This is a genomic window from Massilia psychrophila (assembly GCF_002760665.1).
Taxonomy (GTDB): domain Bacteria; phylum Pseudomonadota; class Gammaproteobacteria; order Burkholderiales; family Burkholderiaceae_D; genus JAFCUW01.
Genome location: NZ_PDOB01000015.1, coordinates 1 through 20971, shown reverse-complemented (window position 1 = coordinate 20971; position 20971 = coordinate 1). Strand labels below are relative to the sequence as shown.

General features: G+C 63.8%; 16 protein-coding genes and 1 pseudogene. All 17 read right to left on the bottom strand.

Annotation, left to right across the window (positions count from 1 at the left end):
* Positions 1-41 precede the first annotated feature (41 nt).
* Positions 42-1706 carry an FAD-dependent 5-carboxymethylaminomethyl-2-thiouridine(34) oxidoreductase MnmC1 gene (gene mnmC1, locus CR103_RS11225; protein WP_099916143.1) on the bottom strand — a complete coding sequence of 555 codons (1665 nt, stop codon included), beginning with the start codon at positions 1704-1706 and terminating at the stop codon, positions 42-44.
* Between the two features lie 17 nt (positions 1707-1723).
* On the bottom strand, positions 1724-2287 hold the full coding sequence (locus tag CR103_RS11220; RefSeq protein ID WP_099916076.1) for a DNA-3-methyladenine glycosylase I: 564 nt from the start codon (positions 2285-2287) through the stop codon (positions 1724-1726).
* Positions 2288-2353: 66 nt separating this feature from the next.
* Positions 2354-5182, bottom strand: a complete 2829-nt coding sequence (locus CR103_RS11215) for a sensor domain-containing diguanylate cyclase (RefSeq protein ID WP_099916142.1) — start codon at positions 5180-5182, stop codon at positions 2354-2356.
* A 181-nt stretch (positions 5183-5363) separates the two neighbouring features.
* Positions 5364-5990 (bottom strand): DUF4142 domain-containing protein, encoded by a 627-nt coding sequence (locus tag CR103_RS11210; protein ID WP_099916075.1) that lies wholly within the window; start codon positions 5988-5990, stop codon positions 5364-5366.
* 816 nt (positions 5991-6806) lie between these two features.
* Positions 6807-7567 (bottom strand): IS5 family transposase gene (locus tag CR103_RS11205; protein ID WP_218968472.1). Its coding sequence is split into 2 segments (ribosomal slippage): positions 6807-7235 and positions 7238-7567, totalling 759 coding nucleotides; the frame shifts between segments, so codons are not numbered across the junction.
* Positions 7568-7661: 94 nt separating this feature from the next.
* Positions 7662-7775, bottom strand: a pseudogene (locus tag CR103_RS24320) (IS30 family transposase); the annotation flags it as partial.
* Between the two features lie 127 nt (positions 7776-7902).
* Complete coding sequence (locus CR103_RS11195; RefSeq protein ID WP_099916074.1) at positions 7903-8679, bottom strand: enoyl-CoA hydratase; 777 nt, start codon at positions 8677-8679, stop codon at positions 7903-7905.
* A gap of 92 nt (positions 8680-8771) precedes the next feature.
* Positions 8772-9968, bottom strand: a complete 1197-nt coding sequence (locus tag CR103_RS11190) for an acetyl-CoA C-acyltransferase (protein ID WP_099916073.1) — start codon at positions 9966-9968, stop codon at positions 8772-8774.
* 40 nt (positions 9969-10008) lie between these two features.
* Positions 10009-12408: a 3-hydroxyacyl-CoA dehydrogenase/enoyl-CoA hydratase family protein gene (locus CR103_RS11185; protein WP_099916072.1), complete on the bottom strand. Its 2400-nt coding sequence runs from the start codon at positions 12406-12408 to the stop codon at positions 10009-10011.
* A gap of 66 nt (positions 12409-12474) precedes the next feature.
* Complete coding sequence (locus tag CR103_RS11180; protein WP_099916071.1) at positions 12475-14265, bottom strand: acyl-CoA dehydrogenase C-terminal domain-containing protein; 1791 nt, start codon at positions 14263-14265, stop codon at positions 12475-12477.
* Between the two features lie 70 nt (positions 14266-14335).
* Positions 14336-14929: a TetR/AcrR family transcriptional regulator gene (locus CR103_RS11175; protein ID WP_099916141.1), complete on the bottom strand. Its 594-nt coding sequence runs from the start codon at positions 14927-14929 to the stop codon at positions 14336-14338.
* Positions 14930-15060: 131 nt separating this feature from the next.
* Positions 15061-15435, bottom strand: coding sequence for an RNA-binding S4 domain-containing protein (locus tag CR103_RS11170; protein WP_099916070.1), 375 nt, complete (start codon positions 15433-15435; stop codon positions 15061-15063).
* 9 nt (positions 15436-15444) lie between these two features.
* Positions 15445-16605: a cardiolipin synthase ClsB gene (clsB, locus tag CR103_RS11165; protein ID WP_099916069.1), complete on the bottom strand. Its 1161-nt coding sequence runs from the start codon at positions 16603-16605 to the stop codon at positions 15445-15447.
* Between the two features lie 26 nt (positions 16606-16631).
* A complete protein-coding gene (locus CR103_RS11160) occupies positions 16632-17444 on the bottom strand; it encodes an endonuclease/exonuclease/phosphatase family protein (protein ID WP_099916068.1) in 813 nt (270 codons plus the stop codon).
* Between the two features lie 143 nt (positions 17445-17587).
* Entirely contained in the window at positions 17588-18037 is a 450-nt protein-coding gene (nudB, locus tag CR103_RS11155) for a dihydroneopterin triphosphate diphosphatase (protein ID WP_229443009.1), read from the bottom strand.
* A 259-nt stretch (positions 18038-18296) separates the two neighbouring features.
* Entirely contained in the window at positions 18297-20093 is a 1797-nt protein-coding gene (gene aspS / locus CR103_RS11150; protein ID WP_180279359.1) for an aspartate--tRNA ligase, read from the bottom strand.
* Between the two features lie 10 nt (positions 20094-20103).
* Positions 20104-20766 (bottom strand): DUF502 domain-containing protein, encoded by a 663-nt coding sequence (locus tag CR103_RS11145; RefSeq protein WP_229443008.1) that lies wholly within the window; start codon positions 20764-20766, stop codon positions 20104-20106.
* Positions 20767-20971 lie beyond the last annotated feature (205 nt).

Here is a 20971-nt window from a genome sequence, read left to right as displayed (position 1 = left end):
AAAAATTATAACCGCTTCCCGCCGCACGTTGCCCGAATGCGTCAGGCTGGTCTGGATTGACCTCGGCGGCGCCGTAACTGGAAACGGCCCGGGTCGAGCGCGTCGGCGAGACCGGTTTCAAGCGGCAGCGGTTCGCCTTCCAGTCTGGCGGCGAGCAATTCTGCCGCCAGCGGCGCCCAGGTCAGCCCGCGCGACGCGTAGCCCAGCAAGGCGTACAGGCCGCCCTGGCGCGGCAGTTCGCGCAGCCGCTCGGCGCCGATTGGGAACGCCGGATCGGGCAGCGCGCCGACCAGCGGCAGGCGGTCCGGCGCCACCGAACGAACGCCCACCCGCCCGCGCAGCGGCGCATCGATGCCGATCGCAGGATTGCCCAGCATCGAACGCAGCTTGTCGAGGTTCTGCTGCTGGCTTGACATGCGCAGGGCCGGATCGTCGTCATCGTCGTAGCTGGCACCGGCGCTGCGCACGCCGCCAAAGGCCGGCGTCAGGTAGGCTTCGCGGCACAGCACCAGGCCGAGGTTCGGCGGCAAATCCGATGCATCGGCGTCCAGGTGGGTGACCTGGCCGCGCACCCGCGTCAAAGGCAGGAAAGCTGCTTGCGCCAGTTGACTGGCGCCGGCGCCATTGGCGACGATCACGGTCGGCGCCTGCGCGATTATCGCGCCGGCGGCATCAACCACCCGCCACTCGTCGCCGCTCCGTTCGAGCCCGACGCTGCCGACGCCGAAACGCCGCTCAAGCCCGGGGCCGCAAGCGTCCAGCATGGCCTGGCAGGCGCTGGCCGGCCGTATCCAGCCGCCTTGCGGGAACAGCCAGGCGCCGTGGGGCGCGAGCGTGCCGTAACGGGCCGCCGCCGCTTCGCTGTCGAACCATTCGGCATACCAGGGCGGCAAGGTGCGGGCGCCGGCAATGGCGCGCTGCAGGCCGGCGTGCGCCGCGTCTTTTGCCACCAGCAGCACGCCGCAGCGCGCCCCTTCGATGGCCTCGCCGACGCCGCCCAGGCGGTGCCAGTAGTCGAGGGCGAACAGGTAAGCGGCGCGCGACAGCCGCGAAGCGATGTTGTCGTCCTTCGACAGCAGCGGCATGGTGATGCCGGCCAGGTTGCCCGACGCTTCCATTGCCGCCTGCGGGTGGCGTTCGACCAGGGTGACGTCCCAGCCGCGCGCGCACAATCGCTGGCAGGCGGCGGCCCCGGCCAGACCCGCACCGAGCACGATCGCGCGCCGCTGGGGCGCCGGCGCGATTGGCGCAAACGGCTTACGGCTGGCATAGCGGGCCGACTGAGCGCCGTCGAACACCCAGCCGGTCGCCGCCAGCGCCGCCGTTTGCTGGGCGCTGAGTCGGTCCGCGTGGAGCACGGCATTTTTCGCCAGCAGCCGCGCCAGGGCGCGTGCAAAGCCGCTGCCGGCGTTGTTCAACCCATGCAGGTGGACCGCGTCGAAGCGGGCTTCCAGTTGCGCCAGCGCGGCCTCGACCGGCGCATGCAGCAAATCAAGCGTGATGGCCGGGTCCCGCTGCAATGGTGGCAACATGCGCCGAAAACCCGGCAGCTCGCCACGGGCAATGGCAATCACGTGCAGGCGGGCCGGGCGCCGCGGATCGCCGCGCCAGGCTTCCACCCACGCCGAAAACGCGGCGCCGTCGCCCCAGTCGGCGTCGAACACGACGAAGCGTTCGCGATCGCGCCAGTACGGCAGTAAATCCATACCGCAGTCCATGACGGTCAGGGCGCGCCGCGCCGCATGCATGACAGGTCGTGATCGTCGACCATGCCGATCGCTTGCATGTAGGCATAGACGATGGTCGAGCCGACGAACTTGAAGCCGCGCCGGGCCAGGTCTTTCGCGAGCCGGTCGGACAATTCGGTTTTGGCCGGCCGCGCGCCGCTCGGCCAGTGGTTGACGATCGGCGCACCGTCGACGAACGCCCACAGGTACTGGTCGAGCGTGAGGCCGTCGTCGCGCAGACGCAGGTAAGCCTGGGCGTTGGTGATCGCCGCGGCCACCTTCAGCCGGTTACGCACGATGCCGGAGTTGGCCAGCAGTTCGGCGACCTTGGCAGCGTCGTAGCGGGCAATTTTTTCCGCATCCCAGCGGTCGAAAGCGGCGCGGTAGTTGGCCCGCTTGTTGAGGATGGTTTCCCAGCTCAGGCCGGCCTGCGCGCCCTCGAGGTTGAGCATTTCGAACAGCCGGTTTTCATCGTGGCATTCGACACCCCACTCGTGGTCGTGGTAGTCGAGATAGAGGGGATTGGCCATATTGGCCCAGCTGCAGCGGGTCGGAATCATCGGCCAAGTATAAAGGATTGAACCCGGGCTGGCCGGTCTGACGGCAAGATAGGCCCGCGACTTTGCTTACGGAGTGATTTCGCCGGCCGCAAGACCGAGCCGGCGCTTTTTCGGCCCGGTCGGCAGCGCCGGGTTTTCGAGACTGGTCACCAGCGTCACTTCGCCCGCGTCCAACGCCTGGTCGAGATGGTGCATCAGGCGCGGGAACAGGCCTTCAGGGCGGGCCTGGTCGGTGGCGTACACCGCGGCCCACGCATTGCGCCCGGATCGCTTGGCCAGGTACAGTCCCTGGTCGGCCAGCTCCACCACTTCCGACCAGCTGAGATGGCGCGGTGCCGACGGCAGGAACGGAAAGCAGGCGAAGCCGATCGAACAGGTCTTGTGCAGGCGGGTGCCGTCGGGCAGGATGAACTCGCGGTGAGCGACCGCGTGGCGGATCCGCTCGGCCACCACTTTGGCGTCATCGCGGCGGGTGGCGCGCGCCAGCACGAGAAATTCCTCGCCGCCCCAACGGATCAGGTAGTCGGACTCGCGGAACACTTCGCGCAGCCGCTCCTGCATCTGGATCAGCACCGCGTCGCCGCCGGCATGGCCGTAGCGGTCGTTGACTTCCTTGAAATGGTCGAGGTCGACCATGAAAAACACCAGGTCTTTGCCGGGCACCGACTCGTGTTGGGCGCGGCCCGGGTGCAACGGGTCGTCGTAGCGCCGAAGGCTCATGCCGACGTCGGCGTCGACATGCTGCAGGAAGAAACGGCGGTTGCGCAGGCCCGTCAGCTGGTCGGTCAGGCTGACTTCTTCGAGCGCCTGATAGGCCTGTTCGAGTTCGACGTTTTTCTCGAGCAGCTGGGCCTGGGTAGCGCTGAGGGTGCGCAAGGTGGCGGCGACCTGGCGGTAGGCGCTGGCGTTGTCGAGCGCGATGGCGCCGTACGCGCACAGGGTGCGGAAAATGAGCCGCTCGCGCTCGCCGTAGGCGCCTCGCTGCAGCGACTGCACCGTCATCGCACCGAGCACGCGCTCGCCCACCAGCAGCGGCGCAAACAACAGGCTCATGGTCGGCAAGGTGCCGGGGATCAGGTTGGGGGTGCATGATTCGGCATCAAGCTCGACCAGGATTTCGCGCCGCTCGCGCACGCAGCGCGCCGAGTTGGCGTGCGGGTCGGACAGCGCCAGGCACGTCGCCGGCAGCACCTTGCCGGCCTCGATGCCGAACGCGCAGCGCAGCGAGTTGCTGTCGGCGTCGATCAAAAATACCGAAAAATGGGTGGCGTCGAGCAGGCCGTGGACGTGGCGGTCGAGCGCGCGAAATACCGCTTTGGCGTCGAGGTGGGCGGTAATCTCCTGGCCGATCGCGCTGAGGTGCTCGAGGGTGGCGCTGATCTGCTGCAGCGCCTCGGCGCGCCTGGCCTCGGCCGCTGCCAGCTGGCGGTGATGTTCGCCCTCGGTATGCGCGCGCTCGGTCTGGTGCTGCACCTGCATCGCCACGGCGCGGTTGGTCGCGTCGGTGCTGTAGATTTTCTGGCGCGCGGCGCCGGCGCGCAGCGCCACTTGGTAGGCCTCTGCGAAGTCGCCGATGCCAGCGTACTGGCGTGCCAGGGCGTCGAGCAGTTCGCCCGGCATTGTGTAGCCATCGATGGTGGCGGCCAGCGCCATTGCCTGCTGCAGGTAGTGCAGCGCGGCGTTTTCGGCCGGTTCGAGCAGGCGGTGGCGCGTGTGGAGGTCGGCCAGCACCTCGAGCGCGGCGATCTGGCTGTACGCGTCGCCCCGTTCGCGTGCCAGCGCCAGGGCCGACTCGGCCATCGCCAGCGCTTCCCGCGGGCGGTTCAGGTGCGACAGCGCGTGCGCCTGTCCGCGCCGCGCGCTGCTCTGGAAATCGACCTGGCCGAGCGCCTCGCCGCGCACTTCGAGGCAGGCAAAACTGTCGAGCGCGGCGTCATAATCGGCGCCGTCCAGCGCCAGGTCGCCCTGGTACTCGAGCGCGACGGCGTAGGCGCGCGAGCCGGCCAGCGGCGCCATGGTCGCCAGCGCCTGGTGCAGCAGTTGGCGCGCCGCCGGGCGCTGGCCCAGCTGGCGCAGCGTCTCGGCGGTCTGCATCAGGCCGAGGCCGACGCAAAGCGGCCAGCCGGTCGGCCGCGCCAGGTCAAGCCCGCGCTGCATCCATTCAAGCGCGGCGTGGTGGGCACCGAGCATGGTGAAACCGTTGCCGATGTTGGTGGCGAGGTTGACCGAGCGGCGTACCTGGCCGGTGACCATTGATGCTTCGAAGCTGCGGATCAGCAGCGGGATGGCGCCGCCGAACTCGCTGGCCTGGATCGCGCAGGTGCCGACATAGTCGTCGATCCAGCCGCGCGCGGCCGGGTGCAGGCTTGCGGCGGCGGCATCGAAGCGCTGGTCCCAGCGCGCCTTGGCCGCGTGCACGTCGCGAAACACCTGTAACAGGGCGCTAGCGGCGTCGCACACGTCGATACGCACGTTATCGCCGGCGCGGCGCGCGGCGCCAGCGGCATCGGCCAGGGCTTGGTCGCCAGCGGCCGAATTGCCGCGGTCGATGTCGATCCAGGCACGCAGCCAGTAGGCGTCGGCGCGGCCGGCGGCGTCGTCCGCCTCGAACATGCCCATCGCCTGGTCGGCCAGCGCGGCGGCGGCATCGAGTTCGCCGAACAGCCATTGGGCCTCGCCCTCGACCAGCAGGAGGCGGGCATTGCTGCCGCCACGTCCGGGCGCCGGCCATGCCGCCACCAGCGCGCCCGCTTCGAGGGCGATGCCGCGCGCGCGCGCCGGATCGCGCTGGCGATAGTGCCAGGCCAACGTCACCAGGAGATCCAGGCGCGCCGCGCCCTGCAGGTGCGCCAGTTGCGCCTCCCACACTGCCAATTCCTCGTCGAGTGCAAACATCTGGATCAATCGAAGCCTCCATTTAATCGCGCGTGCGGCCGTCATATGTTGCCCACGCTTCTCATTATTTCACAAATCAAGGTCGCGTTCACGATTGCAGTGCCCGCAAGCACGAAAACCGCGACGAAAAAAACCAGCAATAGCGGGGGGAAATGCCGATGTCAGGCCGGGCCGATTCTCCCTACCTGCCGGCGTCGGTGGCGGCAGATGGCTTCTCGGCGTTCGTCAAGCCCTTCTGGCGGTCCATCTGTCGGGCCGCTTTCAGGTGCTGGTCGACGGTCGGCAAAATTTTCGCAGCCAGCGCCTTGAGGTCCGGGTCCCTGGCCTTCTTTTCGGCGCTAGCGAGCATGCTGTGCATTTTCTTGTGATCGGCGACACCGCCCTGCGCCATATACGCCTTGTCAAAGGCACCGCCCGACTTGGCGTCGAGCTTGCCAATCATCGCCTTGCGCGCCTTGTCGAGCTCGGCCGGCATGCTCAAGCCCCTGGCGGTGGCCAGCTGGTGCACGGCGCCCAGCGCGGCGGTATGGTCGTCGATCATCTGCTGGGCGTAGGTCGTGACCTGCTCGTTCCGACTTTTGCCCTGAGCCATCTTGCCCATTTCGATTTCCGCCATGCTCCCGTGCGCCATATCCAGCAGAATTTTTTGGTCAGCCTTGTTCAATGCGGCGCTGGCGGCAGCAGGCGCGCCGCCGCTGGCTGGCGTAGCGGTCTGTGCGGCCTGGGTGGCGCTGGCCGGCGCGGCGGCGAACAGGACAGCGGCGGCTGATACGCCTGCCAGGAATGCCAGAATCGGGTTGGTGCGCATGTCGGTCTCCTGTCCGGGCTTTGCCTCCGCGAACCGCGATATCCGCACAAGGTCGGGGATAGCGGCATGAGGCAGAGCGCAGTGTAGGCTTGCCTTGCCGGGCCTAGCGCCGGTTAGCCTCCTGGAAACTTTGGGCAGACCGACTGCGGTCCGGTCGTTGGATCTCACATAAAATGAGATTATTCAGATTGCCCGTTTATTGAGCAACTGCACCATCGGCCGTGGTCTCGTCGCGGAATTGTCAATCAAATTGGAGGGCTGCCGGAGGCGAATTCATCGGCTTCAACGCCGCGTTCAAGCCTCAAGAGGAAGCTGCCAACAGCCGCCGGTGTGCCGTTGACGCAAAAGACAATCTCGTCAGCCCAACAAAGACTTTTGTCATACGCGCAACCGGCGACTAAGTGGAAATGAAATTCGCGCGGGTTTGTCGGGGCCGCTTGGTCTCCAGCGGGCCTACGCCGTACCAGATCCGGCACGGGTACCTGATCGCGTCGTGATGATTGGCAATTGTTTGGCCGGGGTTTCCGGTCAAAACTGATCCATTGGATTACCGGGGCGCTACCGCCAGCAACGGTGCCAAGGAGGAGACGCGGAACATGGCCACGTAAAAATTAGGCCGCCCTGCCGAGGCTTCAACCGTGAACATCGAGCTGACATGGCCGGGAGCGGCGTCTCCGCCAAGGCAAGTGCCCGTGCCGGGCTTCCGGATTGCTAACTCTAGTGCCGCTAAAACAAAAATATGCTTCCTACTCAACTGGAAAGTTGCAAATAGGTATTTTTCTATTCGTTTTTTTTGTGAGACACTAGGGCGCGTCATCAAATAAGCCAAATAGCCGCAGCGGCCAAGTGGATGCCTCCGAGGAAGTTGCAGGCGGTTTTGTCGTAGCGGGTGGCGATCGCGCGATATTGCTTGAGCTTGGCGAAGAAATTTTCGATCAGATGGCGCGCTTGGTAAATATGATGGTCATAGTCACGGACCTGCTTTCGAGAGCGGGTCGACGGGATAACAATGCCTTTGTTCGCATTCTCCAGAGGGGTAATCACCCGTTCCTGGGCGTCATAGGCCCTGTCCGCGATCATGGGTTCCCCCTGCGTCTGAGGCAGTAACACGTCAGCGCCTTCAAGATCGTGAGCTTGCCCTGGCGTTAGGTGAAATCCGGTGGGATTGCCTAAGGCATCCACCGTAGCGTGAATCTTGGCGCTCAGTCCACCCCGGCTGCGACCGATTGCATGAGCTGCAGCCCCCCTTTTTTCGCGCCTGCGCTGTGTTGATGAGCACGTACAATCGTCGAATCGATCATGGCGTATTCATTGCCGGCATCCTGTGCCAGCACCTGAAATATATGTTTCCACACCCCGCTCCTACTCCAGCGTGAATGTCGGGTATGAACGACGCGAAAGTCGCCAAAGCGTTCTGGCAGATCCCGCCATGGAACTCCTGACCGATAGCGATACAACACTGCGTTAACGAATAGACGATTGTCCCGCGAAGTCCTGCCAACATGCGCATCCCGTCCCGGGAGCAAATCTTTGATCTTCTCCCACTGATCATCCCGCAATTCATAACGCTTTGTCATCTCAGTTGACCTCTCGCATGCAGCACAGTTATTCCAAAGATAGGATTGGCCATACGAAGCCTAGAGAGTTCAACTCAATTGATGACAGGCCCTAGTCGTACGTCATGGTCTTGCGCATCACCGCCGGCTCGCGGTTGAGCACCGCCGCGAAGCTGTTGACGACGGTCTTGGTGGTGGCATTGTCCATCTTGGCAAGCACCACGAATCCTCAAACCGCTACAGAGGTCCAAAAGAAATTCCAGTCTCAACTTGTGCGAGACAAATCTCATCGTATGCGAGATTAATCTCAACTTATGCGCAACTCAACGGCCGGTCGCGCTTCGCACACGCCGCCCTTACGCGAACTTCGAAAAATCCGGCTTGCGCTTGTCAAAAAAGGCGGTAAACGCCTCTTCCGCTTCGGGCGCGCGCAGCATGGCGCTGAACAGTTCGACTTCGGCCACCAGCGCCGCCTCGATCTGCGCGGCGCGCGGCTGCTTCATCAGCGCCTTGGTGGCGCGCACCGAGGCCGCCGGCAGCGCCACCAGCTTGGCGGCCTGGCGCGACGCGAACGGGATCAGCTCATCTAACGGCAGCACTTTCGACACCAGCCCCATCTGGAACGCTTCCTGTGCCATGAACGCTTCTCCCAGCAGCAGCTTTTCGGCCGCGCGCGGGTAGCCGGCAATGGCCGGGAACAGCACGCTCGAGGCGAACTCCGGGCACAGCCCCAGCTGCACGAACGGCATGCTGAACTTGGCGTTGTCGGCGGCGTACACCAGGTCGCAATGCATCAGCAGCGTGGTGCCGATGCCGATCGCCGCGCCCGCCACCGCCGCCACCACCGGCTTGGTCGAGCCGGACAGCGCGCGCATGAACTGGTAGACCGGGCGCGACATGTCGGGCACGCCATCGGCCGGCGCATTCTTGAGGAAGTCGTCGAGGTCGTTGCCGGCGGTGAAAATCTCAGGTTTGCCGGTGATCAGGATTGCCCGCACCGCGTAATCCTGTTCGGCATCGACCAGTGCGTCGGCCATGCTCTGGTACATCGCCCCGGTAATCGCGTTCTTGCGCTCCGGGCGGTTGAATTCGATCGTCAGGATGCCGTCGGTCTTGCGGGTCAGGATGTCCATGCGTTTTCCTTGTGTGTGGCCATGAAAAGAAGGGCGCCAGGTGGTCCCGGGCGCCCTTTGTCGTTCATCGTTCGTCGTTCGATCCGGCCTTGTTACACCCGCTCGAAAATACCCGCCGCCCCCATGCCGGTGCCGACGCACATCGTCACCATGCCGTATTTAAGGTTATTGCGGCGCAGCGCGTGGATCACGGTGGCGGCGCGAATCGCACCGGTCGCGCCGAGCGGATGGCCCAGCGCAATCGCGCCGCCCATCGGGTTGACCTTGGCCGGATCGAGACCGAGGTCGCCGATCACCGCCAGCGCTTGCGCGGCAAATGCTTCGTTCAGTTCGATCCAGTCGAGCTGGTCCTGGGTGATGCCGGCCGCCTTCAAGGCGGCCGGAATCGCCACCTTCGGGCCGATGCCCATGATCTCCGGCGGCACGCCCTTGACGGCGAACGACGAGAATTTTGCTAGCGGCGTCAGGTTGTGCTCGCGCAGGATTTTCTCGCTGACGATTAACAATGCGCCAGCGCCGTCCGACATCTGCGAGCTGTTGGCGGCGGTGACGGAACCCTTGGCGGCGAACACGGGTTTCAGTTTGCCGAGCGACTCCATGGTCGAATCGGCGCGCGCGCCTTCGTCAGTGTCGACGGTGCGCGTCTTGATGTCGACCTGGCCAGTAGCCAGGTTCGGCGTGCGGGTGATGATCTCGACCGGGGTGGTCTCGTCCTTGAAAAAGCCGGCCTGCTGGGCGGCGATGGCGCGGCGGTGCGACTCGACCGCGAAAGCGTCCTGCTGCTCGCGCGAGATCTTCCACTGCTTGGCGACGTTTTCGGCCGTCAAACCCATGCCATAGGCCATGCCGACGTTTTCGTCGGTGAACATGTTCATGTTCATCGATGGATGGTGGCCCATCATCGGCACCATCGACATCGATTCGACGCCGCCGGCGATCATCACGTCAGCCTGGCCGACGCGGATGCGGTCGGCCGCCATCGCAATGGCGGTGATGCCGGAAGCGCAGTAGCGGTTGACGGTGACGCCGCCAACCGTCTTGGGCAGACCGGCCAGCAGCACCGACATGCGGGCAATATTGAAACCCTGCTCCGCTTCCGGGAACGAGCAGCCGATGATGGCGTCGTCGATCAGGGCCGGATCGAGGCCCGGCGCCTGTGCCATGGCGGCCTGGATCGCGCGGACCAGCAGGTCGTCCGGACGGGTGGTGCGAAACATCCCGCGCGGCGCCTTGCCGATCGGGGTGCGGGTGGCGGCGACGATGTACGCGTCTTGAAGTAATTTGCTCATGTTGTTCTTTCAGTGGTCTCGAACGTCGATCAGTTGCCGATCAGTTGCGGACGGGCTTACCGGTTTGCATCATGCCCATGATTCGTTCCTGCGATTTCGGGTTGTTCAGCAGTTCGAGGAAGGCCTTGCACTCCATGTCGAGGAACCACTGCTCGTTCACTACGCTGCCCTGGTCGACATCGCCGCCGGTGACGATCTCGGCGATCATGTCGCCCAGCTTGTAATCGTGCGCGGAGATGAAGCCGCCGTCGCGCATGTTGACCAGCTGGGCGCGGATAGTGGCCCAGCCGTAGCGCCCCGTCACTGCAACCGTCTTTTGCAACGGCGGCCGGTAGCCGGCGTCGAACATCGCGCGCGCTTCCACTTTCGCCACGTGCAGCAGCTCGTAGGCGTTGAACACGATGACGTCGTCTTGCTTCAGATAGCCCATCGCTTTCGCTTCCAGCGCCGACTTCGACACGTTGGCCATTGCCGCGTTGGTAAAACCGGCTTTCAGGAAGTGCAGGACATCGCTGCCTTTCGCGTCGTTCGATGCGCGCAGCGCCGCTTCCTTGAGGCCGCCGCCGGCCGGAATCAGGCCGACGCCTACTTCGACGAGACCAATGTACGACTCGATCGAGGCGACGCGTTTGGAGGCATGCAGCGCCATTTCGCAGCCGCCGCCCAACGCCAGGCCAGCCACCGCGGCCACCACCGGCACGCTCGAATACTTCATCGCCATGAAGGTGTTCTGCAGCAGCTTGATGCCCGGCTCCATCGCCTTGGCGCCGCCCTGCATGAACAGCGGCAGCGCGGCCTGCAAGTCGGCGCCGGCCGAAAACGCCCCGCCTTCGGCCGCATCGGTGTTCCAGATGACCAGGCCCTTGAAGTTTTTCTCGGCCTCGGCCTGCGCCATTTTCAGGCCGTTGATGACGCCTTCGCCGATCACGTGCATCTTGGTCTTCAGGGAGATAACCAGCACCTCGTCGTCCATGTGCCAGATGCGTACCGACTCGTCTTCGTGGAAGGTGGTGCCGGCGGTCTTGCCGTCGATGGCGCCGGTGCCGAATACTGGGGCGCGAAACGGCTGGCGCTGGTACACGGACAGTTCGGAGCGCGGCACGAAAGCGTTCTTCGAGGCCGAGTACGAACCTTCAGGGGTGTGCACGCCGCCCTTCTCTGCTACCTGCCCGCTGGTGACCCAGCCTGGTAACGGCGCGTCGCACAGGGCACGGCCTTCGGCGATATCCTGATTGATCCAGGTGGCGATCTGCTGCCAGCCGGCCGCCTGCCACGTTTCGAACGGGCCGACGTTCCACCCAAAACCCCAGCGCATCGCAAAGTCGACGTCGCGCGCGTTGTCGGCCACTTCGCCCAGGTGCACGGCGATGTAGTGGAACGCGTCGCGGAAGATCGCCCACAGGAACTGCGCCTGCGGGTTGGTCGATTCGCGCAGCGCCTTGAATTTCTTGACCGGATCTTTTTCTTTGAGGATGCGGGCGACGATGTCGGCTGCCTTGCCGCCGCCGGCGACGTACTCGCCGCTGGCAAAGTCGAGGCGCAGGATGTCCTTGCCGACCTTTTTATAGAAGCCGGCGCCGGCCTTTTGGCCGAGTGCGCCGCCGGCCACCAGTTTGGCCAACACGTCAGGCGTCTTGTACAGGGCAAAGAACGGATCGTCGGCCAGGTTGTCCTGCATGGTCTTGATCACGTGGCCCATCGTGTCGAGCCCGACCACGTCGGCGGTACGGAAGGTGCCGGACTTGGCGCGGCCCAGCTTGGCGCCGGTCAGGTCGTCGACGACGTCGACCGACAGGCCGAATTTTTCGGCTTCATGGATGGTGGCCAGCATGCCGAAGATGCCGACCCGGTTGGCGATGAAGTTCGGCGTGTCCTTGGCCCGCACGACGCCCTTGCCGAGCGTGGTGGTCAAAAAACCTTCCAGCTGATCGACGATCGCCGCGCCGGTGGCCGCCGTCGGGATGATCTCTACCAGGTGCATGTAGCGCGGCGGATTGAAGAAGTGGACGCCGCAAAAGCGCGCTTTCAATTCGGCGTCGAAGCCGTCGGCCAGTGCGGTGATCGACAGGCCCGAGGTGTTTGACGCAAAAATCGCGTTTGGCGCGATGTGCGGCGCGACCTTTTTGTACAGGTCGTGCTTCCAGTCCATGCGCTCGGCGATCGCTTCGATGATCAGATCGCAGCCGGCCAACAGCGCGAGGTCGTCTTCGTAGTTGGCGACTTCAATCAGGGCCGCGTCATCCTTGTTGGCGAGCGGCGCAGGGCTGAGTTTTTTGAGGTTCTCGATCGCGCGCAGCACGATGCCGTTCTTGTTGCCGTCCTTGGCCGGCAGGTCGAACAGCACCACCGGCACCTTGGCGTTGATGCAGTGGGCGGCGATTTGCGCGCCCATCACGCCGGCGCCCAGCACGGCGACTTTTTTGACGATGAAATTGGTCATGATTTTCCTTTTAATTTCGATATCGCTTGCATCGTCGTCCCCGCCTGCGCGGGGACGGCGGACTAATCAGAACAAATCAGCGTCGAGCGCCAGCAGGTTGGCCGAGCCGGACCGCGCCTGGCGGATCAGCATGGCGGTCTCGGGTTGCAGGCGGGCGAAATAAAAGCGCGCGGTGGCCAGCTTGGCCTTGTAAAAGTTGTCGCCCGAATCCTGCTTCTCCAACGCGATTTTTGCCATCTGCGCAAAAAAGTACGAGTACACCAGGTGGCCCAGCACGCGCAGGTAAGGCACGGCGGCGGCGCCCACTTCGTCCGGATTCTGGAACGCCTTCATGCCGATTTCCATGGTCAGCTTGGTGAGCTTGTCGCCCAGGTCGCCCAGCGGCGTGATGAATTCCGACAGCGCTTCATCGGTGCCGTTTTCTTCAACAAAAGCCTTGATCTTTTCGCCGAACTTGCGCAGCTTGGCGCCGTTGTCCATCAGGACCTTGCGGCCCAAGAGGTCGAGCGACTGGATCGTGTTGGTGCCTTCGTAGATCATGTTGATGCGGGCGTCGCGCACATACTGCTCCATGCCCCATTCGGCGATGTAGCCGTGGCCGCCGTAGACCTGCATCGCTTCCGACGTCGCGATCCACGCGTTGTCGGTAATGAAGGCCTTGATTACCGGCGTGAGCAGCGCCACTTCGTCGGCCGCTTCCTTACGCACGTCGGCGTCCGGGTGGTGCAGTTCGCGGTCGATCTGCAGCGCGACGTACGACGAAAAAGCGCGCGCGCCTTCGGCGTAAGCCTTGGCCGTGAGCAGCATGCGCCGCACGTCCGGGTGCACGATGATCGGGTCGGCCGCCTTGTCGGGCGCTTTGACGCCCGACAGGCTGCGCATCTGGATGCGGTCGCGGGCGTATACCAGCGCGTTCTGGTAGGCCACTTCGGTCAGGCCGAGCGACTGCATGCCGACGCCGAGGCGAGCCGCGTTCATGAACACGAACATGGCGTTCAGGCCCTTGTTGGGCTCGCCGATAATCCAGCCGCGCGCCGAGTCGAGGTTGATCTGGCAGGTCGAATTGCCGTGGATGCCCATCTTCTCTTCAATCGCGCCGCAGGTGATCGGATTGCGCTCGCCGATGCTGCCATCAAGGTTTGGCAGGAACTTCGGCACCAGGAACAGCGAGATGCCTTTCGAGCCTTCCGGCGCACCGGGCACGCGCGCCAGCACCAGGTGGACGATGTTGTCGGTCATGTCGTGCTCGCCGGCCGAAATGAAGATCTTCGAGCCGGTGATCAGCCACGAGCCGTCGTCCTGCGGCAGCGCTTTCGAGCGCAGCATGCCCAGGTCGGTGCCGCAGTGCGCTTCGGTCAGGCACATGGTGCCGGTCCATTCGCCCGACACCAGTTTCGGCAGGTAGGTCTTTTTCTGCTCGTCGGTGCCGTGTTCCTTCAGGCACTCGTAGGCGCCGTGCGACAGGCCGGGATACATCGACCAGGCCTGGTTGGACGAATTGAGCATCTCATAGAACGAATTATTGAGCACGATCGGCAAGCCCTGGCCGCCGTATTCCGGGTCGCACGCCAGCGCCGCCCAGCCGCCGGCGACGTACTGCTTGTAGGCTTCCTTAAAACCTTTTGGCGTCGTCACCGATTTGGTCGCTGCGTCGTAATGGCAGCCTTCGCGGTCGCCCGAGTGGTTCAGCGGGAACAGCACTTCCTGGGTAAATTTGGCGCCCTCTTCCAGTACCTGGTTGATGATGTCGGCATCGACATCCTCGAACTTTGGCATCAGTTTCAGCTCTTCCGAAACGTTGAGGAATTCGTGCAGCAAGAACTGCATGTCCCGAAGTGGCGCGACGTATTGACCCATGGTGATTCTCCTGGCGAAGGTAATAATGGTGGCTGAACCGGCTTGGCGCCAAGTTCAGCTGACTTGTTTCTTAGGCGGATTTTTGGTAATTCTCTATCAAGCGCTCGAAGCCGACCCGGGCGCGGTCGACGCTGCCCGGCATGCGCAAAAAGCGCGCGTCATGGTGCAGCGCCAGGATCATGCCGTACATCTCGTAGACCAGCTGCTCGGCGTCGGTGTCGGCCTTCAGGTCGCCGATCTCGATGGCTTGCTGGACGCAGCGCAGCAGCGCGCCTTGCCAGGCCCGCACCATCGACACCAGTTCTTCGCGGATCGGGCCGGGACGGTCGTCGTACTCGACGGCGCCGCTGATGTAGATGCAGCCGGAGGCAATCTCGACGCTGACACGCTTGATCCAGCGCGAAAACATCGATTTCAGGCGGGCAATACCGCGCGCTTCCTGCACGCTGGGGAAAAACACCTCCTGCTCGAAGCGGTGGTGATACAGCTTGAGCACCTCGAGCTGCAAATCCTCGCGCGAGCCGAAGTGGGCGAACACGCCTGACTTGCTCATGTTCATCTTGTCAGCGAGCAAGCCAATCGTCAGGCCTTCGAGCCCGTTCCGGCTGGCCAGATCGAGCGCGACATCGAGGATCGCAGCGCGGGTGAGCTCGCCCTTGCGCATGAATTTGACTGAAGTGTTGATAAGCTTACCCAATATGATTGACGGCGCCGCGCCATGCGCGAAAAATCCGAACGCTCGTACTATTATCCAGCCACGGGCAAATGTCAAACACGAAGTTTAGAGTTCAAGTTCTATTCGCTGGCCTTGCTCAGGGCGCGGCGGTCGTGCTTGCTCGGGCGGCCCTTGATCATGCTGCCTGGCTCGCGGTACAGTTTGCGTCCCTCCGCCTCGTTGGCGCGCCTGGCGATGCTCGCCTCGGTCTCGGCATACAGCAGGCGCGCCACCGGCGCGGCGCCGCGCTTGTCCGAAATTCCGATGACCGCCACTTCCCAGTTCTCGGCGCCGTTGTCGATCGCCAGCAGGTCGCCAGCCTTGACGGCGCGCGCCGGCTTGATGCGTTCGCCGCCGAGGCGAACCTTGCCGTTGTCGACGGCGTCGGTCGCCAGCGAGCGGGTTTTGAAAAAACGGGCGGCCCACAGCCACTTGTCGATGCGTACGTTGTCCATAATGTCTCGTCAGGCGTAACCGATGGTGAAAATGCGCATGGTAACCCGGTATAGGAAATACGCCGCTCCGTAGCCCAGGCGCCTGAAGCGGCCGACGTGGGCGAAATGGTCGGCATGGATCGCCACGCCGTCGGCCATGCCGCGTTCGATGTGGGCGCGCATGGTGCGCGCAAATTGCGCGTCCTTGACGACGACGTTTGCTTCCTGGTTCAAAAACAGCGACAGGCCGTCGCAATTGCTCGAGCCGACCGTCGACCAGTCCTCGTCGATCACGGCCACCTTCGCATGCAATTGCGTCTTGCGGTACTCGATGATCTGCACGCCGCAGTCGAGCAGCTTCGGATAGAACGAGCGGGCCACCATGTCCTGCAGCCAGAATTCGCCAACGCCGATCAACAGCCTGACCTCGACCCCGCGCTGGGCCGCATGCGACAGCGCCTCGCGGAACTTGCGGCCCGGCGCAAAGTAGGGATTGGCCAGCAGCACGCTGTGGCGCGCGCGGCCAAGCGCGTGCAGATAGGCGCGCTGGATCGTGCGGCGGTTGCGCAGGTTGTCGCGCACCACGAACCCGGCCTGCATCGGCGCCAGGCCAGCAGGCAACGGGCGCTCGCGCATCTCGCGCAGCAGGCTGAGCCGCCTCACAAAACCGAGGTGGCCGACCCGCGCCCATTGCGCCTGCGTCTCGCGGTGGATTTGCGCCACCAGCGGGCCGTTCACCTGCACCGCGAAATCCCAGCGCGGCGCCGGCAGCGGTTCGTGCGGCCTGTAATCGCGCAGCATGTCGTCGTTGATATTGATGCCGCCCACAAAGGCGACTTTGCGGTCGACCACGACGATCTTGCGATGGGTGCGGGTGACGCCGCGCCTGAACCAGGGGTTGAACGCGCGGTAAAACACGCCGGCTTCGGCAAACGCCTGGCCGAGCAGTTTTGCCTGCCTGCGGCCGGTGCCGAACCAGTCGGTCACCACCCGCACCTTGACGCCGCGCCCGGCGGCGCGCACCAGCGCCGCCCGTACCGACAGGCCGGTGGCGTCGGCGCCGAAGATGTAGGTTTCGAAATGGATATCCTGACGGGCGCCGTCGATGGCGGCGATCATCGCCGGGAACAAGGCCTGGCCGGACTCCAGCAGGCCGACCTGATTATGTCCGACATAATTTACCGAATGCATAGGCAAGTAAAAAAGTTGCGGTAGCCTCAGGACAGCTTGAGGGTGGCGACGATCGGCGCGTGATCCGACAGTTTCGCCCACAAGCTACCATGCAATACCTCGGCCGTGTCAACCTTAAAGCCGCGCACGTAAATCCGGTCGAGGCGAAACCACGGCAGCATGGCCGGGAAAGTGCGCGCCGGACGCACCGGCTGGACGCCGCCGATCAGGTTGCGCACCCGTGTGCCAAACCCCGTGCCGGAGCCCTGCTCGTCAAATACCTCAACCACGCCGAGTTTGTCGCGCAGCTTGGCGCTGAGGGTATTGCGCCAGTCGTTGAAGTCGCCGGCGATGATCACCGGCTCGCCGTTCGGCGCCGACGCCATCACCGCCTCGATCAGCGCCGTGGTCTGGCGCCCCCGGCCCGATTCGAACAGGCCGAGATGGACAACGTAGCAGTGGACTGGCCCGTTTGGCGTTTCGAGGACGCAATGCAGGATGCCGCGCTGTTCGTACGCGTGATCGGAAATGTCGTGGTTGCGCTGGTCGCCGATCGGGAACGCGCTCAACAACGCGTTGCCGTGGTGGCCGTGGTCGTACACCGCATTCATGCCGTAAGCCGAATGATGGGATTCTCCAGCGAAATACTCGTGCTGGGCCGCTACTGGCCAATGCCGCTTGCCGTTGCTTTCCTCGCCGAACTTGGCGGAAAACTTCTCGTGCTTGCCCTGCACTTCCTGCAAGAACACGACGTCGGCCTCGAACAGGGAGATGGCCCTTTTTAACGCGAGAACGCGTGGCCGGCTGCCAATCGACGACACGCCTTTGTGGATGTTATAGGTTGCGACACGAAGTTTCATGAGAACATTTTAACCGTATCCGACGATGTTTTTTAGCAAGCACGTCTATCGTGCGCTGCCCGCCCTGCATCCACGACCGCCCCTGAAATTGTCTTGATGCGCGGAGCTTCAGACGGTAGTTTCAAAAAAGAAGATTTGTGGAACTAGCCCAGATGGCGTTTTAGCTGCAGGATCGCTTCCGCGTTGGACGACGAAAAACAGCGGTCGGCCGCCTCGACCCGGGGCAGCCAGGCATAATTTACGTGCTCGCGGGGACTGAGGGTGATGACGGTATCAATCGGCACGCAGACGCTGAACACGTGCTCGGTGTTGTGGCTGACGCCAGGGGCGTAGCGGTGGCGCCAGAGCGGATAAATTTCGTAGACGTTGGACAGCTGCCAGTCGCGCAGCACAATGGTGGCGCCGCCGGCGACGATGCCGGTTTCTTCGAACAGTTCGCGCACCGCCGCATTCGACAAGGGCTCGTCGGGCGCATCGAGCGAACCGGTGACCGATTGCCAGAAGCCCGGCTTGTCGGCGCGCTCGATAAGCAGCACCTGAAGGTCAGGAGTGTGGATGACGACCAGTACGGATTCGGGGATTTTGTGGGGCACGTTGGCGACCAGGTTCGTAAAAAAAGATATCGGTCTGCGTCGTCCTCGCGAACGCGGGGGACCCCATTCATGCGCATCATCCGTGGCTACCGAGGCGAGCCAACGGTCTTCGCGCAACTTGGGTCCCTGCATTCGCGAAGACGACGGCGCATGAGTCAACGGCTAGCGTTCACACAGCCCCCCCAAAAAAAGGGCCAGTCTGATTTTCGCACAACGCGCGAAAAAAAGCCTGGCCCCTGATTGTCCCGCGCCGCAGGTGTTATGCCACCTTCGGCTCTGCGTTACGCAAACGGATGTGCAGCTCTTTCAACTGCTTCTCGTCCACTTCGGACGGCGCGTTGGTCAGCAGGCACTGGGCGCGCTGGGTTTTCGGGAAGGCGATGACGTCGCGGATCGAGTCGGAACCGGTCATCATCGTGACGATGCGGTCCAGGCCGAACGCCAGGCCGCCGTGCGGCGGCGCGCCGTACTGCAGCGCGTCGAGCAGGAAGCCGAACTTCAATTGCGCTTCTTCGGCGTCGATCTTCAGTGCGCGAAATACCTTGCTTTGCACTTCTTCGCGGTGGATACGGATCGAACCGCCGCCCAGTTCCCAGCCGTTGAGCACCATGTCGTAGGCTTTCGAGATGCACGCGCCCGGGTCGGTCTCGAGCATGTCTTCGTGGCCGTCTTTCGGCGCCGTGAACGGATGGTGGGTGGCGTTCCAGCGGCCCGACTCTTCATCGTGCTCGAACATCGGGAAGTCGATCACCCACAGTGGTTTCCAAACGTCGTCGAACAGCCCGGCCTTCTTGCCGAAATCCGAATGGCCGATTTTCACGCGCAAGGCGCCGATGGCGTCGTTGACGACCTTGGCCTTGTCGGCGCCGAAGAAAATCAGGTCGCCGTCCTGGGCGCCGGTCAGCGCGATGACCTGGGCCAGCGCCGCGTCATGCAGGTTCTTGACGATCGGCGACTGCAGGCCGTCACGGCCCTTGGCCGCTTCGTTGACCTTGATGTAGGCCAGGCCGCGGGCGCCGTAGATGCCGACGAACTGGGTGTAGGCATCGATTTCCGAGCGCGGCATGCTGCCGCCCTGCGGTACGCGCAGGCCGACCACGCGCCCGCCGTCCATGTTGGCGGCGCCGGCGAAGACTTTGAAGTCAACGTCCTTCATCACCGCCGTCAGGTCGGTAAATTCCAGCTTCACGCGCATGTCCGGCTTGTCCGAGCCATACAGGCCCATCGCGGCGTAGTAGTCCATGACAGGGAACGGGTTCGGCAGGTCGATGTCGAGCGTGTTCTTGAAGACGACGCGGATCATGTCCTCGAACAGGTCGCGGATTTCCTGCTCGGACAGGAACGACGTCTCGCAGTCGATCTGGGTAAATTCCGGCTGGCGGTCGGCGCGCAGGTCTTCGTCGCGGAAGCACTTGGTAATCTGGTAGTAGCGGTCGAAGTTGGCCACCATCAGCAGCTGCTTGAACAGCTGCGGCGACTGCGGCAGCGCGAAGAACTTGCCGGCGTTGACGCGCGACGGCACCAGGTAGTCGCGCGCACCTTCGGGCGTGGACTTGGTCAGCATCGGTGTTTCGATGTCGATGAAGCCGAGCGCGTCGAGGTATTTTCGCACTTCCATCGTCACCTTGTAACGCAGGCGCAGGTTGTTTTGCATCTGCGGGCGGCGCAGGTCGAGCACGCGGTGGGTCAGGCGGGTGGTCTCGGACAGGTTGTCGTCATCTAACTGGAACGGCACGGCGACCGAGGCGTTCAGCACTTCCACGTTCGACGCGGTGATTTCGATTTTGCCGGACTTGAGGTTGCTGTTGACGGTACCCTCCAGGCGGTTGGTGACGACGCCGGTAATGCGCAGGCAGTACTCGTTGCGGACCGCCTCGGACGCCTTGAAAACGTCGGCACTGTCCGGATGGCAGACGATCTGCACCAGGCCTTCGCGGTCGCGCAGGTCGATGAAGATGACGCCGCCGTGGTCGCGGCGCCGATGCACCCAGCCGCACAGGCTGACGGTTTGGCCCAGCATTTCTTCAGTGACGAGGCCGCAATAGTGAGTACGCATGGTGGACATATTATTCTCGATCCAGGTTGGTTAATTCGTTGGGCGCCGGCGCCGGCGCCGGTGTCGACCCGGCTCGTTTGGCCGGCGTCTCGGGAGCGACGACGCCCATCGAGACGATGTATTTAAGGGCGGCGTCGACCGACATGTCCAGTTCGACGATCCGGCTGCGCTCCATCATCAGGAAGAAGCCCGAGGTCGGGTTCGGGGTGGTCGGCACGTACACGCTGACGTAGTCGCCGGACAGGTGGTTCTGGACGTCGCCGCCGGGCACCCCGGTCAGAAAGCCGATGGTGTACGAGTTGGCGTGCGGGTAAGGCAGTAGCACTGCCTTGCGGAAGGCGTTGCCGGACGACGAAAACAAGGTGTCGGACACCTGCTTGACGCTGCCGTAGAGCGAGCTGACCACGGGAATGCGGTGCAGCAGGCGCTCCCACAGCCGGACGACGTAGTTGCCGACCAGGTTGTTGGTCAGCAGGCCGGTGAGGAACACGATGGCGATCGTCAGGATGGTGCCAAGGCCGGGAATGTCGAAGCCGATCAGGGTGCGCGGCTGCCAGCGCTCAGGAACGATCAACAGCGACTGATCCATTGTGCTGATTACCAGGTTCAGGACCCAGGCCGTGATGGCGAGCGGAACCAGAATCAGTAATCCGGTAATGAAATATTTACGCATTGATTTCTCAGGTGGTTGTCAGGCGAACCGGCCTGCAGCCGGTTCGCTTCAAGTGGTGCTGTTAGTGGTACTGCCGCCGGTCGGGGCAGCCGGCTTGGCGCTGGCAGGCGTGCTACCGCCGGCGGCGGCTGCGGGGGGCGCCGCCGCAGGGGCCGCAGCCGGCCCGGTGGCGGGCGCACCACCTTCCGGGGCAGCATTGGCGGCA

Excerpts from the sequence above, each read along its gene's own strand:
- CR103_RS11220 (WP_099916076.1), bottom strand. The coding sequence starts at position 2,287 with ATGATTCCGACCCGCTGCAGCTGGGCCAATATGGCCAATCCCCTCTAT.
- CR103_RS11190 (WP_099916073.1), bottom strand. The coding sequence starts at position 9,968 with ATGAGCAAATTACTTCAAGACGCGTACATCGTCGCCGCCACCCGCACC.
- CR103_RS11170 (WP_099916070.1), bottom strand. The coding sequence starts at position 15,435 with ATGGACAACGTACGCATCGACAAGTGGCTGTGGGCCGCCCGTTTTTTC.
- CR103_RS11195 (WP_099916074.1), bottom strand. The coding sequence starts at position 8,679 with ATGGACATCCTGACCCGCAAGACCGACGGCATCCTGACGATCGAATTC.
- CR103_RS11180 (WP_099916071.1), bottom strand. The coding sequence starts at position 14,265 with ATGGGTCAATACGTCGCGCCACTTCGGGACATGCAGTTCTTGCTGCAC.
- clsB (WP_099916069.1), bottom strand. The coding sequence starts at position 16,605 with ATGCATTCGGTAAATTATGTCGGACATAATCAGGTCGGCCTGCTGGAG.
- aspS (WP_180279359.1), bottom strand. The coding sequence starts at position 20,093 with ATGCGTACTCACTATTGCGGCCTCGTCACTGAAGAAATGCTGGGCCAA.
- CR103_RS11160 (WP_099916068.1), bottom strand. The coding sequence starts at position 17,444 with ATGAAACTTCGTGTCGCAACCTATAACATCCACAAAGGCGTGTCGTCG.
- mnmC1 (WP_099916143.1), bottom strand. The coding sequence starts at position 1,706 with ATGGATTTACTGCCGTACTGGCGCGATCGCGAACGCTTCGTCGTGTTC.
- CR103_RS11175 (WP_099916141.1), bottom strand. The coding sequence starts at position 14,929 with ATGCGCAAGGGCGAGCTCACCCGCGCTGCGATCCTCGATGTCGCGCTC.
- CR103_RS11210 (WP_099916075.1), bottom strand. The coding sequence starts at position 5,990 with ATGCGCACCAACCCGATTCTGGCATTCCTGGCAGGCGTATCAGCCGCC.
- CR103_RS11185 (WP_099916072.1), bottom strand. The coding sequence starts at position 12,408 with ATGACCAATTTCATCGTCAAAAAAGTCGCCGTGCTGGGCGCCGGCGTG.
- CR103_RS11145 (WP_229443008.1), bottom strand. The coding sequence starts at position 20,766 with ATGCGTAAATATTTCATTACCGGATTACTGATTCTGGTTCCGCTCGCC.
- CR103_RS11215 (WP_099916142.1), bottom strand. The coding sequence starts at position 5,182 with ATGTTTGCACTCGACGAGGAATTGGCAGTGTGGGAGGCGCAACTGGCG.